The organism is Betaproteobacteria bacterium, from assembly GCA_016720855.1.
GTDB lineage: Bacteria > Pseudomonadota > Gammaproteobacteria > Burkholderiales > Usitatibacteraceae > FEB-7.
In genome coordinates this window covers 827478-841510 of record JADKJU010000002.1, presented here as the reverse complement: position 1 = coordinate 841510, position 14033 = coordinate 827478, and the positions used below count along the sequence as shown (strand labels likewise).

The 14033-nt window shown below is 66.1% G+C and carries 30 protein-coding genes; 19 read left to right on the top strand and 11 right to left on the bottom strand.

Going from position 1 to position 14033, the window contains the following annotated elements:
• Positions 1-7 precede the first annotated feature (7 nt).
• The 7 genes from IPP91_11205 to IPP91_11175 are packed head-to-tail and all read right to left on the bottom strand — an operon-like array spanning position 8 to position 3711.
• The gene (locus tag IPP91_11205; GenBank protein ID MBL0142640.1) at positions 8-562 is read right to left on the bottom strand and encodes a hypothetical protein; all 555 of its coding nucleotides are present in this window, start codon (positions 560-562) and stop codon (positions 8-10) included.
• Entirely contained in the window at positions 559-948 is a 390-nt protein-coding gene (locus tag IPP91_11200; GenBank protein MBL0142639.1) for a recombination protein NinB, read from the bottom strand. The genes IPP91_11205 and IPP91_11200 overlap by 4 nt, the downstream gene beginning before the upstream one ends.
• A complete protein-coding gene (locus IPP91_11195; protein MBL0142638.1) occupies positions 948-1352 on the bottom strand; it encodes a hypothetical protein in 405 nt (134 codons plus the stop codon). Before IPP91_11195 ends, IPP91_11200 begins: the two co-directional genes overlap by 1 nt.
• Positions 1349-1930 (bottom strand): hypothetical protein, encoded by a 582-nt coding sequence (locus tag IPP91_11190; protein ID MBL0142637.1) that lies wholly within the window; start codon positions 1928-1930, stop codon positions 1349-1351. The genes IPP91_11195 and IPP91_11190 overlap by 4 nt, the downstream gene beginning before the upstream one ends.
• Positions 1905-2828 (bottom strand): hypothetical protein, encoded by a 924-nt coding sequence (locus IPP91_11185; protein ID MBL0142636.1) that lies wholly within the window; start codon positions 2826-2828, stop codon positions 1905-1907. The genes IPP91_11190 and IPP91_11185 overlap by 26 nt, the downstream gene beginning before the upstream one ends.
• Positions 2828-3253: a RusA family crossover junction endodeoxyribonuclease gene (locus tag IPP91_11180; GenBank protein ID MBL0142635.1), complete on the bottom strand. Its 426-nt coding sequence runs from the start codon at positions 3251-3253 to the stop codon at positions 2828-2830. The genes IPP91_11185 and IPP91_11180 overlap by 1 nt, the downstream gene beginning before the upstream one ends.
• Positions 3250-3711 (bottom strand): hypothetical protein, encoded by a 462-nt coding sequence (locus tag IPP91_11175; GenBank protein ID MBL0142634.1) that lies wholly within the window; start codon positions 3709-3711, stop codon positions 3250-3252. The genes IPP91_11180 and IPP91_11175 overlap by 4 nt, the downstream gene beginning before the upstream one ends.
• Positions 3712-3836: 125 nt before the next feature.
• Between IPP91_11175 and IPP91_11170 the strand changes: the two genes are divergently transcribed.
• Positions 3837-3983, top strand: a complete 147-nt coding sequence (locus IPP91_11170) for a hypothetical protein (protein MBL0142633.1) — start codon at positions 3837-3839, stop codon at positions 3981-3983.
• A gap of 255 nt (positions 3984-4238) precedes the next feature.
• Here IPP91_11170 and IPP91_11165 read toward each other — a convergent pair whose 3' ends face one another.
• Positions 4239-4436: a hypothetical protein gene (locus tag IPP91_11165; protein MBL0142632.1), complete on the bottom strand. Its 198-nt coding sequence runs from the start codon at positions 4434-4436 to the stop codon at positions 4239-4241.
• 79 nt (positions 4437-4515) lie between these two features.
• Here IPP91_11165 and IPP91_11160 point away from each other — a divergent pair, with 79 nt between their 5' ends.
• The 3 genes from IPP91_11160 (at position 4516) to IPP91_11150 (ending at position 5838) form a co-directional block, all read left to right on the top strand.
• Positions 4516-5202, top strand: coding sequence for a helix-turn-helix transcriptional regulator (locus IPP91_11160; protein ID MBL0142631.1), 687 nt, complete (start codon positions 4516-4518; stop codon positions 5200-5202).
• Between the two features lie 25 nt (positions 5203-5227).
• Positions 5228-5446 carry a hypothetical protein gene (locus IPP91_11155; protein MBL0142630.1) on the top strand — a complete coding sequence of 73 codons (219 nt, stop codon included), beginning with the start codon at positions 5228-5230 and terminating at the stop codon, positions 5444-5446.
• Between the two features lie 122 nt (positions 5447-5568).
• Positions 5569-5838: a hypothetical protein gene (locus tag IPP91_11150; protein ID MBL0142629.1), complete on the top strand. Its 270-nt coding sequence runs from the start codon at positions 5569-5571 to the stop codon at positions 5836-5838.
• A 27-nt stretch (positions 5839-5865) separates the two neighbouring features.
• On the opposite strand, the gene IPP91_11145 is transcribed toward IPP91_11150, so the two are convergent.
• Both IPP91_11145 and IPP91_11140 read right to left on the bottom strand, forming a co-directional pair.
• Positions 5866-6078, bottom strand: coding sequence for a hypothetical protein (locus IPP91_11145; protein MBL0142628.1), 213 nt, complete (start codon positions 6076-6078; stop codon positions 5866-5868).
• Between the two features lie 63 nt (positions 6079-6141).
• Positions 6142-6609 carry a hypothetical protein gene (locus tag IPP91_11140; protein ID MBL0142627.1) on the bottom strand — a complete coding sequence of 156 codons (468 nt, stop codon included), beginning with the start codon at positions 6607-6609 and terminating at the stop codon, positions 6142-6144.
• Between the two features lie 305 nt (positions 6610-6914).
• Here IPP91_11140 and IPP91_11135 point away from each other — a divergent pair, with 305 nt between their 5' ends.
• From IPP91_11135 to IPP91_11110, 6 genes are all read left to right on the top strand, one after another.
• Entirely contained in the window at positions 6915-7388 is a 474-nt protein-coding gene (locus IPP91_11135) for a hypothetical protein (GenBank protein MBL0142626.1), read from the top strand.
• Positions 7385-7714, top strand: a complete 330-nt coding sequence (locus tag IPP91_11130; protein MBL0142625.1) for a hypothetical protein — start codon at positions 7385-7387, stop codon at positions 7712-7714. Before IPP91_11135 ends, IPP91_11130 begins: the two co-directional genes overlap by 4 nt.
• Positions 7715-7814: 100 nt before the next feature.
• Entirely contained in the window at positions 7815-8498 is a 684-nt protein-coding gene (locus IPP91_11125; GenBank protein ID MBL0142624.1) for an ERF family protein, read from the top strand.
• Entirely contained in the window at positions 8495-9022 is a 528-nt protein-coding gene (locus tag IPP91_11120) for a siphovirus Gp157 family protein (GenBank protein MBL0142623.1), read from the top strand. Before IPP91_11125 ends, IPP91_11120 begins: the two co-directional genes overlap by 4 nt.
• Positions 9023-9024: 2 nt before the next feature.
• A complete protein-coding gene (ssb, locus tag IPP91_11115) occupies positions 9025-9441 on the top strand; it encodes a single-stranded DNA-binding protein (GenBank protein ID MBL0142622.1) in 417 nt (138 codons plus the stop codon).
• Positions 9442-9443: 2 nt separating this feature from the next.
• Positions 9444-9725, top strand: a complete 282-nt coding sequence (locus tag IPP91_11110; protein MBL0142621.1) for a winged helix-turn-helix domain-containing protein — start codon at positions 9444-9446, stop codon at positions 9723-9725.
• A 124-nt stretch (positions 9726-9849) separates the two neighbouring features.
• Here the strand turns inward: IPP91_11110 and IPP91_11105 are convergent, their stop codons facing one another.
• Complete coding sequence (locus IPP91_11105) at positions 9850-10119, bottom strand: hypothetical protein (GenBank protein MBL0142620.1); 270 nt, start codon at positions 10117-10119, stop codon at positions 9850-9852.
• Positions 10120-10228: 109 nt separating this feature from the next.
• Between IPP91_11105 and IPP91_11100 the strand changes: the two genes are divergently transcribed.
• Genes IPP91_11100 through IPP91_11060 form a run of 9 tightly spaced genes read left to right on the top strand, consistent with a single transcriptional unit; the run spans position 10229 to position 14023 of the window.
• Positions 10229-10519 carry a hypothetical protein gene (locus IPP91_11100; GenBank protein ID MBL0142619.1) on the top strand — a complete coding sequence of 97 codons (291 nt, stop codon included), beginning with the start codon at positions 10229-10231 and terminating at the stop codon, positions 10517-10519.
• 23 nt (positions 10520-10542) lie between these two features.
• On the top strand, positions 10543-10707 hold the full coding sequence (locus tag IPP91_11095) for a hypothetical protein (protein ID MBL0142618.1): 165 nt from the start codon (positions 10543-10545) through the stop codon (positions 10705-10707).
• Between the two features lie 13 nt (positions 10708-10720).
• On the top strand, positions 10721-12307 hold the full coding sequence (locus IPP91_11090) for a ParB/RepB/Spo0J family partition protein (protein MBL0142617.1): 1587 nt from the start codon (positions 10721-10723) through the stop codon (positions 12305-12307).
• The gene (locus tag IPP91_11085; protein ID MBL0142616.1) at positions 12307-12609 is read left to right on the top strand and encodes a hypothetical protein; all 303 of its coding nucleotides are present in this window, start codon (positions 12307-12309) and stop codon (positions 12607-12609) included. The genes IPP91_11090 and IPP91_11085 overlap by 1 nt, the downstream gene beginning before the upstream one ends.
• The gene (locus IPP91_11080; GenBank protein MBL0142615.1) at positions 12606-12815 is read left to right on the top strand and encodes a Lar family restriction alleviation protein; all 210 of its coding nucleotides are present in this window, start codon (positions 12606-12608) and stop codon (positions 12813-12815) included. The genes IPP91_11085 and IPP91_11080 overlap by 4 nt, the downstream gene beginning before the upstream one ends.
• Positions 12812-13246: a hypothetical protein gene (locus IPP91_11075; GenBank protein MBL0142614.1), complete on the top strand. Its 435-nt coding sequence runs from the start codon at positions 12812-12814 to the stop codon at positions 13244-13246. Before IPP91_11080 ends, IPP91_11075 begins: the two co-directional genes overlap by 4 nt.
• Positions 13247-13257: 11 nt before the next feature.
• On the top strand, positions 13258-13566 hold the full coding sequence (locus tag IPP91_11070; protein ID MBL0142613.1) for a DUF4326 domain-containing protein: 309 nt from the start codon (positions 13258-13260) through the stop codon (positions 13564-13566).
• Complete coding sequence (locus tag IPP91_11065) at positions 13563-13814, top strand: hypothetical protein (protein MBL0142612.1); 252 nt, start codon at positions 13563-13565, stop codon at positions 13812-13814. Before IPP91_11070 ends, IPP91_11065 begins: the two co-directional genes overlap by 4 nt.
• Positions 13811-14023, top strand: coding sequence for a hypothetical protein (locus IPP91_11060; GenBank protein ID MBL0142611.1), 213 nt, complete (start codon positions 13811-13813; stop codon positions 14021-14023). Before IPP91_11065 ends, IPP91_11060 begins: the two co-directional genes overlap by 4 nt.
• Positions 14024-14033: the final 10 nt, after the last annotated feature.

Here is a 14033-nt window from a genome sequence, read left to right as displayed (position 1 = left end):
GCCGGTGTTACTTCTCCCCGCCGCGAGCCTTCCGGAGGCGCTCGTCGAACTGCGCGTCGGCGCCGCCTTGAGCGTCGGCTGCCTGCACTCGGGCGATGATCTCCCCGGTGGCCTTGTCGATCCCCTGCAGGGTGAGCTGCTCGTCCTCCCCGCGGACCGCGTCCATGCCCTGCAGGTACTCGCCGGGGTCGGCGATCACGACGACCACGTCGGCGCCTTTCTGGTCGGCCAGGTCGTGCCGGCCGCGAGCGGTCTTCGCGATCTTGAGGGTGGCCTTGATGCCGTCCTTGAAGGTGACGCTCTCGACGGTTGCGGCGAGCACCGTGCGCTCGCTGGAGACGATGAGGCCCACGGCCTGGCGCGTGAGGTCGCGCACGCGGTTCCGGAGGCGGTCGAGCACGTCGTCCTGGGCCTCTTGGCCGAGCTTCTCCCACACGTCGGGCATGAGGCGGATCTCCATGATCAGCGCCTCGAGGAGGTCGCGCCCGAGGGTCTCGCGGGCGAGTTCTACGGCGTGCCCTTCGGGCAGCTGCAGCGTGGCGGCTTCGGTGTGGTCGTTCATTGGAGGTCTCCTGGGTGGTGGGTTTCGATCCCCTCCTCGGCCGCGAAGCGCAGCATGTGGTCGATGATCTGGCTCGCCTCGGCCTTGGACCACTTGGAGGGGGTTTTCTTCACGAGCACGGTCTCCCCGCTTGGGAGCACGCGAGCGATCGGTGGCACGTACTTCTCGACGAAGACCTCGCTCATCTCGTCCTTGGCGTAGCCGATGGCGGCGCCGATCTCGGTGCACAGCACCCAGTACAGGGCCAGCTGGTCGAGGGTCTTGGGCTTGCGCTTGGGGCGGATCACGACCTCGAGCGGGGTAGCGCCACCCACGCGGCAGGCGGCGATGGCCTCCACCGCACGGGCCCGACGGGCCTCGTCGAGGAGGACGATCGCGCGCTCCATCAGGCCTCGATGCCGATCAGACGCATGAACCCGACGAGCTCTTTCGCGTCGTCGGTCCCGATGGTCCCGGTGCAGCCAGGTAGGCGCAGCTCGATCGTTCCGTCATCGAACACGCCGAAACGCGGGGCGCTGGCGGGCTTGAGGGGAGACTTTCGGGTCGCCTTGGTGGCGCGGGCGGCCCGGGTCGTCTTGCGCACCTTGGCGGCCGGTTTCTTGGCCTTCACGGCTTCCTGTTTCTCGACCGCCTTCGCGGCCTTTGGCTTCCTCACGTAGACGCCTGTGGGCATGGTGGTCTCCTGGGTGGTCGGGGCCTCGTCGGGGCCCATGGGGGTGACGCGCCGGCCGCGGCGCTTGGGTGGCGGCGGTGCGGTGAAGCCGGTGAACTCGGCGGCGTTGAGGCTCATGCGGCCTTCGCTATCGCGAGCGTTGCGACCATCGATTCCAGGTGGGCACGCACACCCGGATCGGCGGAATGCGGCAAGAGTGCCTGGGCGTGCGCTGCGCTCAGCCTGCCGTGGTGCACGGCATCAGCGAGCGCCACCTCGCGGCCAGCGGGGTCATGCCCAAGCGATGGCGTCCAGCGCACAGGGCTCCCCTGGTCGCGGGCGATGCGCACACGGTCCCGGTATGCCTCCAAGAACGCCATGCGAGCTTGGATGGGCTCTTCCATGAGCGGGCTGGCGACGCCGAAGGCCTGCGCCATCTCGTCCGTCCAGACGACGCTTCCGGCTTCGTCCTTGGGGATCATCGCCCAGGCTTCCTCGGGACCAGGGCGGCCATCGTCCAGGCGGCTGATCACATCGGCGAGCGAGAGCCGACCCTTGACCTCGCGCCGGCAGCGCACGAGCGCCCCGAGAACCTGGTGCTCTGGGTAGGCCGACAAGTCGGCCGCGAACACGCAGGCGGCACCAGCCGACAGCTGCGTCCCGGTCAGCTCGGCCGTTATGGCGATCGCCTCAAGCAACTGGCGGCTGGGGTCCATGGAACTCCTCGATGAGCTTGTTGAACACGTTCCCGGTGGCCTGCGTCCTGTCGCCCTGGCGGGCCTCGGTTTCCGTGCGCTGGGCACGAGTTGCCCAGTCCGTGCGCAGCGCCTCCGCGTCAGCCAGGAGCAGCGATACCGGGTGCCCCTTCGCGGTGTAGAACGCCTTGTTCGACCGGACGAACCACGCCGCGATACCTGGCGCCTCGGCAGCTGGGACGCGCTTCAGGAACGCCGCGAGCTGGCCCGCGACCCGAGCATTGCGCACCGGCGGCTGACCGTAGCGCACCTCGTAGGCCGCGGAGTACGCCTCCCAGACGGCACGCGTCGGAGGCTCGCGCGCGGATACTCCGTCGGTTACAGCAGGGAGTTTTTCAGGGGTTTGTACTGCACCCCCACCCAGAACTACCGGGTCCAAGGAAGCGTCAGCTTCCTTGGTAAGATCTTCTCTACTCTTCTCTTCTCTGTTCCGCACTTTGTCCGCATTGGATGCGAACATTTGTCCGAATTCTTGCGGGACATTTGCGTAGCATTTAGGCGCATCGATAGCGGACGGATTGCGGGAGCGCCCCTTGCGAGACGTCTCCATGGCTCGTCGCTTCGCGGTGGCGCCGTTGTGCTCGGTGTACTCGGGGACGCGAAGACCGTCATCGCTGGCGATGAGCCAGCCGACGGCGCGCATGGCGTCCGCGAACCCGCGCCACCCCAGATCTTCATCGATTGCCTGGCTGGTGTAGCCCTCGAGCAATCCGTCTGCAGTGTGCGCATCGAATATCGACCATACGGCATGCAGGCCGCCGATCACGCGCAACCTGTCCGCTTTCAGCGCGGACGCCATTCTGACGACCTTGGGATGCGTACGGAGCCCCACTCCCATCTTGATCCAGTTGCCAGCCATCATCCTTCCTTCGTGGGGATCTCGGAGACCGACACCCGCAGGCCGCCATGCGCCGCGTAGAGCTTCCTGACCAGGAGGGACACGACCTGCGAGTCGTCGTCAAAGACCACGCCGTTGCACGCGTCCAGGGCGAGCTTCGCCGCGTTGTCGCAGTCCGGGCGCACCGTGGGCGCCACCGTGTTGGCGAGTGCAGCCGCCTGGCGCCACTTCGGCCAGCTCGGCGGGATCGGGAAGAAGGCGTCGATCGTGGCCACCACAGGCCCCTGGAAGGGCTTCCTGCCACGCATCGCGAGCTGGGCATGCGTTGCCACCTTGCGCTCCGCCGTGCGCGTGGCGGCCGGCGTGAACGTTCCGCGCGAGGTGACCCGCGGCCGCGCCTTGCCATGGGGCTTGGCGAACGGGACGAGGAATTCGACCTGGTTCATGCCGCCCTCGCGATGCGTGGGTGGCGCTCGGCTTCACGCATGCGCTCCGCGAGGGCGAGCGCCGCCGGCGCAATGTCGGCGACCTGGCGCTCGAACTTCTGGACCTCGTTCTCGGTGATGCGGCCGTCCTCGATGGCCTCGTGCATCGCAACGAGCGCCTCGCCGGTTTCTCGAGCGAAACGACTCACTGCCTCGAGGAGCGCCCCGCGAGCGCGCGGGATCTCCACGCGCACGCAGCGGTAGCCGAGCGACTCGGCGAACGCCATGAGGATTCGGTGATCGCCCGTGAGCTCAGAAATCTTGAGGGCGTCGACCAGGCCGAGTTTCGCCGTCGAGTCAGGGCTCGGACGGACCTCGTGGCACAGGTGCCCGAAGCTCTTGCCGAGCCGGGGAGCGAGCGCCTTGGCGCCACCCGGGTGGTCGTGTACGACGTGATAGGCTGCGTCGATCGGGGTCATCGCGGGCCCGGAGTTCTGGAGAAAGCCTTGGAGACCGGAACCATCGCCGGCATCAACGAGCGGAGAGGCATGTTCATGGTCAGCTGCGCGGGCGGGGGTACGCCATCTTCGAACTCGTTTCGTGGATGGAGCTCAAAGTCGGCGACATCCTGGAATGGGACGAGCGCGCGGGCGGAAGGATGGCCCTCAAGAGCCGCCTCCATGGCGCGGTCCACGTCTACGCGCAGAACTGGGATTGCTCGCAACAAGTAGCGCGGCTGCAGATTTCGTAGCCCTGCGCCCGGCCTCCTCGCCGAGGAGCCTCCACAATGCCGAGGCGGCCCCCAAGTTGAAGGGGGCCAGGCCGGCATCACGATCTGCGGTCATGGCTGCGCGCTCTGCGGCGAAGGCGTCGCGCATCATCCTGACCATCAGGTGCTCCCCATCGCTGCGTGGCCAATAGGCAACCTCGTCGGCTGGCCGTGTCACCGGCCGCGCGTCGTTGAGCTTGTCGGCTGTCTCCGCGCGGGGCACCTTGCGCTGCATGCTCATGCCGCCCTCACCTTGCAGTCGTCCGATTCCGGGATCGCCCCGCGCTCGGCCACGATCTTCGCGATCTGGAACGCGCGCAGCTCTGGGATCTGCTCGTCAGGCCACAGGTAGACGGCCGGGCGCGAAATTCCCAGTGCCTCCGCGAGCTTTGCAACGCTGCCGTCGAAATGGGCCAAGGCTTCGGACTTCTTCATGGCCGCTATGATAAGCATACTTACCGGCCAGCCGTCAAGCATCCTAACCGCAGGAGTAAGTAGCCTTACACCAATGGGAATGATCGAGACATTCGGGGAGAGGCTGAAACGACTTCGCGAGGAGAAGCAGGTATCCGTTTCTTCTCTGGCCAAGCACCTCGGCATTTCGCGAAGCGCTGTTTCTCAGCTCGAGAGCGGCGAGTCCAAGGGGATGAAGCCTGCAAACCTGCTGAGTGCTGCCGAGTTATTGGGCGTGGACCCGAAGACCCTCCTGTATGGCGAGAACGTCGATCGCGGCGCCGCGACGGCGGCGACCTCGGCGCTCGCAGCGGTCGACGTGCCCATCGTCGGCTACGCGCTTGCGAGCCCGGAGCATGATGGTCACTTTAGCGACGCTGATTTCCCAGTGGGGCACGGCGATGGATACGTCCCTTGGCCAACGCGAGACAAGAATGCGTACGCCCTGCTCGTCCGGGGCGATTCGATGCAGCCCAGAATTCGCCCAGGCGAAATAATCGTCATGGAGCCGAATCGGCAGGTGCAACCAGGCGACGATGTCATGGTTTCGTGCCACGACGGCCGAAAGATGGTGAAGCAGTTGCTGTGGCGCCGAGGCGGAGGGATCGCGCTCGGCTCAATCAACCAGAGGCACAACCAGCTCACGCTTTCGTTCGATGAGGTGAAGGCGATGCATTTCGTCTCCGCTATCGTGCCGCGCGGAATATCTACAATAGAGCCACGTGATCCGGATGAGGGGTCGTGGTGACGGATCCTGAATGGGAGGTAATGCGATGACCGATCAAAACACCACACCAACACCTCGCCCAGCGCCTCCGGCTGATTTGCTTCCCGTCTTGGTGAAGGTCGTGGATATCGACATTTCATTCGGGCAGATGGTCACGCTGCTCGTCAAGCTGACTCTTGCCGCTATCCCGGCGGCACTCCTCATCGGCGCGATCGCATTCGCCGTTGCCCTGTTTCTGGGGGCTCTCGGGATGGCGCTCAAGTGATCGTCAAGAGTGCATGGTGCGCGGCTATCCTGCTCGGGGGGTCGATTCACGCCAACGCACAATCGACGAAGCCGGCAGCCTCCATCGACGGGAGGTGCGCACAGCTCAATGGACAGATAGAGATGTCACTAAAGAAGATCGAGATGGACCACGTGCGAGGCAAGATGGACGACAGCACGTCACGCGAGTCGAACCGGCAGCTGCGTCGAATTGCGGAGCTCCATTCAATTTCGCTGACGCTGGGCGTCATGGCCGCGAACCGCTGCCCGACGCGGACAGAGCCGCTGGACTCGACGGTTTACGAGAGTGAAGCGGGCGACTGCCTGAATGCCGTGCTGCCTCAGTCCATCGCCGAAAGGTGTGATTTCTCTAGGTGGACGGGCGGCAGGTAGCTGCGTCAGCAGCGTTGTGCCGGGCAGCTACTGCGCGGTGCCTGATCCCGGCGCGCACATATGAGGGTGGTAGAAGAACTCGATGTTGATCCCGTAGCGCTTCGAGATCCACTGCAACATCTTGCGGCGCACGCGTGTCCCAAGCTGGACCACATCCGGCACGCCGTCCTTCACGATGATCAGATTCGCTCCATCCCAGGAGTGCGATGTCGCGCTCCCGGTGAGGCATGTCCCGAGCACGGCTAGGACGGTCTCGATGGTTACGCTGCCCTCCTCAGCTCCGTTGGTTCCGGCCACAATCGATCAAGCCGCGGCCCGTTGCGGCTCGATGAATGCCAAGTTCCCAAACGGAAATAGCGCGGAGATCCGCGAGGCGGCCCGCGGCTTCGCGACCTTACGCTCGATGTCGACCAGGCGCACACACGAAAACTTCGCCTTCACGGTCCCAGCAGGCGGGTGGAACAACTCCTTCCATGCCTCGGCGGGCGCCGGCACGAGGAATTTCTCCAGGTGGCCGTGCATCTTCAGGTGCTCATCCATGGTGAGCATGAGGCCCTGCGAGAAGTTCTGCTTGACCTCGTCGACGGACTCTCCGGACGCGGCATAGTCGATCTCGAGCCCTTGGGCGAAGTACCCGCCCTCGTCTTCGAGGATGAGTACGCGCAGCGCGTCAATCCCGATCACGTGTTTCTTGCCGTCCGTCGCGTGGACGGCGGTTGCGCCCCTGCGCTTGGGCGCCGGCTTGCTTCCTGATTTCACCTTGGTGCTCATGGTTCCCGCTCTCATGGTGTTGCACGGCTCTCCCGGGCCGTCCGGCCTCCCCTGCCCTCTTGGGGGCCCTGGTGGGGGTGCCGGTCTCCTATGACTGAACTGTAAACCGCAGGTTCCCCCCTCAGCAATGCCTTTCGTCAGCCCCAGCACGTCTTTCGGCGGCTTGTAGCGTCCCAGATACACCACACCCCCGCCCGCTGGCGGGGCTATTTTCGCCTGCATGGTAAGTATGCTTGACATTATCGGAGACTTCGGTAAGATTGCTTACACGGCCCACCAATGGGGCCTTCCAGGAGGGAACGATGATGGATCTGCGGGAAGAGAGCGAAGCGGTCTCCGGCGGCGAGCAGTCCGGGCGACTTTCCCGGCCCGAGCGGGACTTCCTGCCCGAGGCCATCGCCCGGATCGACTCAGAGCGCGGCCAGACCACGCACGAGGAGGGCGCCTGGCGCCGGAAGGTCGCAGCCCGCAAGGTCCTCGCCCGCGAACTCGACGACATCAGCTTCGAGGATCTCCTCGAAGACCTCCATCGCGGCGCCGTCGCCGCACAGCTCTACGCGACCTGGGCGGGCCACGCTCGCGCCGAGCCGTTCACCGAGACGCCCTACATGGTCACGGGCATCTACGCGGACCTCACGGCCGCGATGAACGCGCACGGGCTGCCCACGTTCGAGGAGCGCTGCGCCGAGATCGGGAAGCGCCTGGTCGAGCACGCGATCGACTACGTCCTCACCTGCCACACCATGGATGCGGAGGCAGTGCTGGAGGACCGGCGATGAGCCCGCGCATCCGGGGGCTGAATCGCGGGCGCCTGCGCGTGTGGTGGATCACCCACCGCCAGGACGCGATCCGCGCCGCGCAGTTGGTAGCCCTCGTCGGGTGCTTCCTGGCCGTCTCGGCGTTCGACTGCCAGGACCAGCTCGACATGGAGCGCGCAGCCCGCGAGGACGCACAGGCGCAGCTTGCGGCCGAACGCTCGGCACGCGCCCTCCCCCGCCTCACCTTTGTGATCGACGCGCGCACGCCCGCGGAGGCGCAGGTGCGGCTCGCGGAGATCGCCAGCGATGCCGACGTGCAGCGCCTGAACCTGCGGGGCCGCAAGTGAACCCCGAGCGCGACGCATTCTTCACCCCCGCCGAGGACGACGGCCAGCGGGAATCCACCGAGCGGCCGGCCGAGCCGCCCACCACCCAGGAGAACCACGAATGAAGACGTCGCAGAGCATCACGAAGATCGCCCCGGCGCTCGTCGTCGCCCTCGCCAAGATCGAGGACGTGACCAAGAGCGAGACCGCGCAGGTGGCGACCAAGTCAGGAGGGAAATACAACTACAGCTACGCCACGCTCCCGGACACGCTCCAGATCGCCCGCCCGGTCCTCGCCGAGCAGAAGCTCGCGCTGATGCAGGGCGCGCGGATCGCCGACACCGGCTCGGCCGTCGAGATCGAGACCCAGATCATCCACGAGTCCGGCGAGTGGATCGGCGAGACGCTCGCGATGCCGCTGCCGAACGGCGCCACGCCACAAGAGATCGGCTCGGCCATCACCTACGGCCGGCGCTACGGCGCGCAGGCGCTCCTCGGGATGGCTTCCGAGGACGACGATGGCGAGAAGGCCACGGCCGCGCAGCGCGAACGCGGCGCCTCCACGCGACAACCGCCCCCGGAGGCCAAACCGGCAACGAAGCCCACCGCCGAGCAGGAGACGAAGACGGCCGATTGGTGCGCCTCCATCGAGGAGGCCGGCGACGAGGACACCCTCGTGCACCGATACAAACGTGCCTACAGCGAGATCCACGCTTTCGGCTTGCCGATGCTCACGAACCTCGTGGTCGCTGCCAAGGACGCCCGCAAGAAGGCCCTGGGCATCACCGAGAAGGCGGCGGCATGAACGCGCCCGGCACCGGCGTGACTCTCTACAGCGTCACCGACGACTACCTTATCGCGCTGCGCGATCTGGCCGCGCGCGAGGACCTCCCCGCCGAGGTCGTCACCGACACCCTCGACTCCCTCAAGGGAGACCTCGAGGTCAAGGCCACCAGCGTCGCGGCGTTCGTGCGCAACGTCGAGGACGAGGCCGCGCTCTTGGGCGCCCGCGCGAAGGAGTTGCAGGCCCGCTCCAAGCGCGCGCAGACGGTCGCCGACGGTCTCAAGGCTTATCTCGCCACGCAGCTCATGCGGGCGGGCGTGAAGGAGGCCAAGCACGGCGACATGCGCGTCCTCCTGGTGAAGAACCCGCCGGCGGTGAACATCACGGACATTCTGTCGCTCCCGGCGGAGTTCATGCGCGTGCCCGAGCCGCCGCCGCCTCCGCAGGCTGAGCCGGACAAGAAGGCGCTCTCCGAGGCGCTCAAGGCCGGGCTCGAGATCCCCGGCGCGCAGCTCATCCAGTCCTACCGCGTGCGGATCGACTGACCATGGCCAACGACCTCAATTCATGCTCTTTTATCGGCCGCTTGGGAAAGGACCCTGAGTCGCGCTACCTGCAGGACGGCTCGGCCGTCGCCAATTTCTCCGTCGCGTGTGGCTGGAAATCGAAGGACAAGGAGGGCTGCGAGTGGGTCCGCTGCGCGGTCTTTGGCAAGCTCGCGGAGATCTGCATCGAGTACCTCCGGAAGGGCTCCCAAGTCTTCGTGCAGGGCCGGATGCAGACGCGAAAGTGGCAGGACAAGGACGGCCAGGACCGCTACTCCACGGAGATCGTGCTCGACCGCATGCAGATGCTCGGCTCGAAGCCCGAGGGCGAGCGGCGCGAGGCGCCCGAGAAGCCGAAGGGCGACCCACGCGCTGCAGGCACGGCGTTCGATGACATGGAAGACGACATCCCGTTCTAGCCGTGGCCGTCCAGCTCACCCTCGTCCTGCCCATGCCCATGGCGCGTCGCCGCGACCCGGAGACGAGCCACGAGGCCGCGAAGCGCGCCGCGTCGTTCGCCGACGGGCACCGCACCCGCATTCTCGCGGCGCTGGAGGGGGCGCTCACGATCAAGGAACTGGCCCAGCGCACCGGGCTCGACCACGTCGCCATCGCGCGGCGCATGCCCGAGCTGCAGCGCATGGGGCTCGCGCAACCCACTGACACGAGGCGCGCCGGCTGCCGCGCCTGGAAACGAACCTAGCATGATCCCGGTAATGCATCGTGGAGTTGTGAAAACAGTGCCCGTCTGGCGACGGGAGGGCATACCGCTGTTCGCCTTTCTCAGAAGGGTCGTGGGGAAGTGTGATGGTTCTCGCATCACGCATCTACTGACTTATGGACATTGCTATCGCATCCGGCGATCGGCCTTCATTGAACAGCTTGCCGGTAGGGCGCTGCGCAGATACATGCAGGGGCAGCTTCTCGCATGCGACATCGGCAAGTTCCTGGGCATCTTTTGCAAGCGCTATCACCTTCAATGTCGTTATGTACTCAACGATGGCGCCGCCGGAATTGGATTCGCGGAATTTGTCGAAGGCCGCATACGTCCACAGCACCCGATTCACCTCCCCGGTGTTCATCTGGCAGTAGCTCATCGGGAACTGGCACTGAGAAAAAGGAGCGTGCAAAAGTCGATGTCTGAAGGCTGTGCGCAAACGCGCGCCGCAATCATCCTCATAACCGAAACTGAAGGGGTTCTACAAAATGGCAAAACTCGGATTCGCCGATAGGAAGACGGAAGCGCCGACCGATATGCGCGGCCTCGTGGCGCTGTTGTCCAGCGTGATGTCTGCCAGCATCAACAACGAGATCGACCTCGACAACGCAAGGGTCGCCCTCAATGCGGCTACGCGGATCGTCGAAGCCTTGCAGGCCGATACCAGGATGAAGGCTGTGGCCTTGTCTTCCGGGAGAACCCTGACCTCCGCCAATGGGTTCGCAATGATCGAAATGGAGAAGGCGGTAACGAAGATTGAACGGGGAGCGATGATTTGACCGTCACCGTCTCCACCCAGACCATGATCGAGAAGCTATCCGGGCTGCTGCACACCCGCGACCTCACCATCCGCGAGGCCGACTTCGTGTCCCGCATGGTCGCCATCCGTGACCAGGGCAGCGTCAGCCAGTTGTCCGACAAGCAGCTGGACTGGCTCGTCGACCTGCACAACAAGCACTTCGGCTAGGAGGCCGCACCCCATGACCACCCCCGGAAGCATCCTGATTTCCCGCCTGCGCGCATCGAAGACGAACCCGCGCAAGCACTTCGACCAGGCCGCGATCGACGAGCTGGCGGAGTCGATCCGCAAGCATGGCGTCCTGCAGCCCATCCTCGCCAGGCCAATCGACGGCAAGGGCAAGCCCATCACCCACGAGGTCGTCGCCGGTGAGCGCAGGTTCCGCGCTGCCAAGGCCGCGGGCCTCGACGAAATCCCCGCCGTCGTGCGAACGCTCTCGGACGGCGAGGCGCTCGAGATCCAGGTGATCGAGAACCTCCAGCGCGCGGACCTGGCGCCGCTCGAGGAGGCCGACGGCTACGCCGCCCTTCTCGCCTGCACGCACGCCGACGGCACCCGCTACAGCGCCGAGGAGATCGCCGCCAAGGTGGGCAAGTCGAAGAGCTACGTCTACCAGCGCATGCGCCTCACGGGGCTCGTGCCGAAGGCGCGCGAGGCTCTGGAGGCCGGGGAGATCGACGTGTCGAGGGCGCTCCTCATCGCGCGCTTCCCCGATGCGCAGCAGGTCGAGATCTTCAAGATCGCCGGCGGTCCGTACCCCATGACGCTCGCCAGGGTCCGCGAAGAGATCGCGCGCCGGTACATGCTCGCGCTTGCCCAGGCGCCATTCGACGTGCGTGTGCCCTACTTCGCAGGGAAGACCTCCGCCCAGCCCATCGGCCCGGCCTGCGCCGAGTGCCCCAAGCGCACTGGCAACGCCCCGGACCTCTTCGACGACGTGAAGAGCGGCGACACCTGCACCGACCCAGCGTGCTTCGAGGCGAAGACCGAGGCCCACGTCGCCCAGGACGCGGAGGCGAAGCGCGCGAAGGGCTTCATCGTGCTCACCGGGAAGGACGCAAAGAAGGTCTTTCCCCACGAGTACAGCTCGCCGCGCGGCTACCTGCGCACGAGCGAATCCATGCGCGGAGACCCGGAGCGACTGCCGCTCTCGAAGCGCCTGGGCAAGGCGCTGCCGCCGGTGACGCTGGTCGAGCACCCGACGCACCGCGGCGAGTGGGTGCGGCTGGTGAAGGAAACGGACGCCCGCGAGGCACTGGTGAAGGCTGGCTGTAAGTGGGCCGCCAAGGACAAGGACCGGTCCGCGCCGACCGCGGGCAAGGCGCAGGCTGACGACCGCGAGTTCCAGCGGCGGGTGGAGGTTGCCTGGCACAAGGCGATCCGGGAGGCGATCCTCGAGGAGGGGCTCACGGACGAAGCATTCGCCCAGGTCGTGAGAGACGCCTATGACCTGTACGACATCGACGGCGAGGTGGCTGACTTCACGGCGGACCTCGACTTTGGGAAGGCGACCCGCCGCGAGCTCGAGGCCGTGCTTTTCGACTGCATCGTGGGCCAGGTCTACGACAAAGACGAGGATCGCGCGGTGATCGCGAAGCTCTACAAGGTGGACCGGAAGGTGATCGAGCGGGGGTTGAAGGCTGCGGACAAGGCCAAGGCGAAGGTGGCCGCGCCGGCGAAGCCGGAGAAGCCCATCGTGCAGATCGTGCCGCTCATCAAGCCCGTCTCCGACAAGAAGCCGGAGATCGCGAAGGGGTTCCCGAAGTGATGGCGCGCGAGCTGATTGCCATGATGCGCAACGGCGGGGGGGTCACGCTATCCCCGTCCTCATGCGCGCTCCTCGCCGACCTCGCGGAGGAGGGGCTTGGTAGCCTGCGAGCGTTGGTCGATAGCGAGTGTCTCTGGGAAGGCGATGGGTGGTGGGATACATCCGAGACCATCGACGGCACCGGCGGCACGGTCCCTAACGATGATTACTTTACCGGCTGCATCGCCCTACTCGACCGCGCTGGCGAGATCGAGCGCAAGGAAGGCGAGCCGCACATGATCCGATTCGTGGAGGCGAAATGAGCGAACGCGAGGGGCTTGCGCCATGCCCGTTTTGCGGGAGTGAAGATGGCCCAGCACTCGATCGCCTGTGGCACGAGATGCACCGGGTCATATGCTCCGAGTGCGGCGCAGAAGGCCCGATGTTTGAGAACGCGCGACTCCACAACGGTAAGTGGGCGAAGGACGCGGCCCGCATCGCGTGGAACAAACGGTGGAAAGCGAAATGAGCGACACGCCGAGGACGGGTGCGCTTAAAGCCTTGTTGGCCAATTCATTCGTGCTGCATGAAGTCCACGACTTGCCGTTCGGCAGAGGGTACTGCGGCGTTTGCGACACCCCCGTTGCCCGCGTTGTCCACTTCGCCGCGCCCCCCAAAGGGGAGCATCAGCAGGGGAACACGATCAACGGCATGGTGTGCGTTCCGTGCTGGAAGTTGATCAGCGGACAGGAAATCGCGATGACACGCGACGAGTTGCAGCGTGACCTCGCCGCAGCGGAGGCCGAGCGCAATGCGTTGCGGGAGGCGCTTTGCCCGCGGCGGTGGACGCGGGAGCAGAACACGACATGGCACCGAAACATCCCCGACGTTCACTTGGCGTTCTCCGAGCTGCTCCGCGTCACCGACGCCGCCATTGACGCGGCAAGGGGCGCGAAGTGAACGAGCCCGCGATGAAGCCTCAGCGCATCCAGCTCTCCCGCCGCAAGGGCTGGAAGATGCCCGAGAACGCGGTGAGCGTGGCGCGGCCCAGCCATTGGGGCAACTGCTACGCGATTGGGATGCCCGCACCGAGTTGGATGGCGGTCGCCACCCTCGAAAGCATCGAGCAGGTTGTAGCGGCGCACCGGCACATGATCCTGACGATGCCTGGAAAAGTGTGTGAGGTGCGGACATTCCTGCACGGCAAGAACCTCGCCTGCTGGTGCCCGCTCGACAAGCCGTGCCACGCCGACGTGCTCCTCGCGATCGCGAACGCGTGACTACCCTCGCCTCCCTGCCGCACCGCACCGTGCGCCTGCTCAGCGTCAAGGGGCGATTCCGGCCTCGCGAGGCGCCGCCGACCGGCGACCCGCTCGATGACGGCGCGGCCTGGGCGCGCGCCTACCTCATGCGCGACGGCACCGTGATGGTCGAGGGGCGGCGTGGAGCTGCGGTCCTGGACGGCGAGCTGGGCGCGCAGGTGCAGGGCGTGTTCCGCATCGCGGGCATCCGGGAGCGCCCGCGGTGAAGTGCGTGATCTGCAGCTCCGAGGACCACGGGGTGATCTCGACCGTCGAGCAGGACGCCTGCATTCGCCGGCGCCGGAAGTGCGCCCGCTGCGGCCACCGCTGGACCACCTACGAGCTCACCGAGGAGCGCGCCAGGGCCGTTCGGGAGCACGCCGAGATCCTAACCAGCATCCGCGCGCTCGTGGCGCCGGAGACCGCGGCGGGGTAGCCTATGCGAC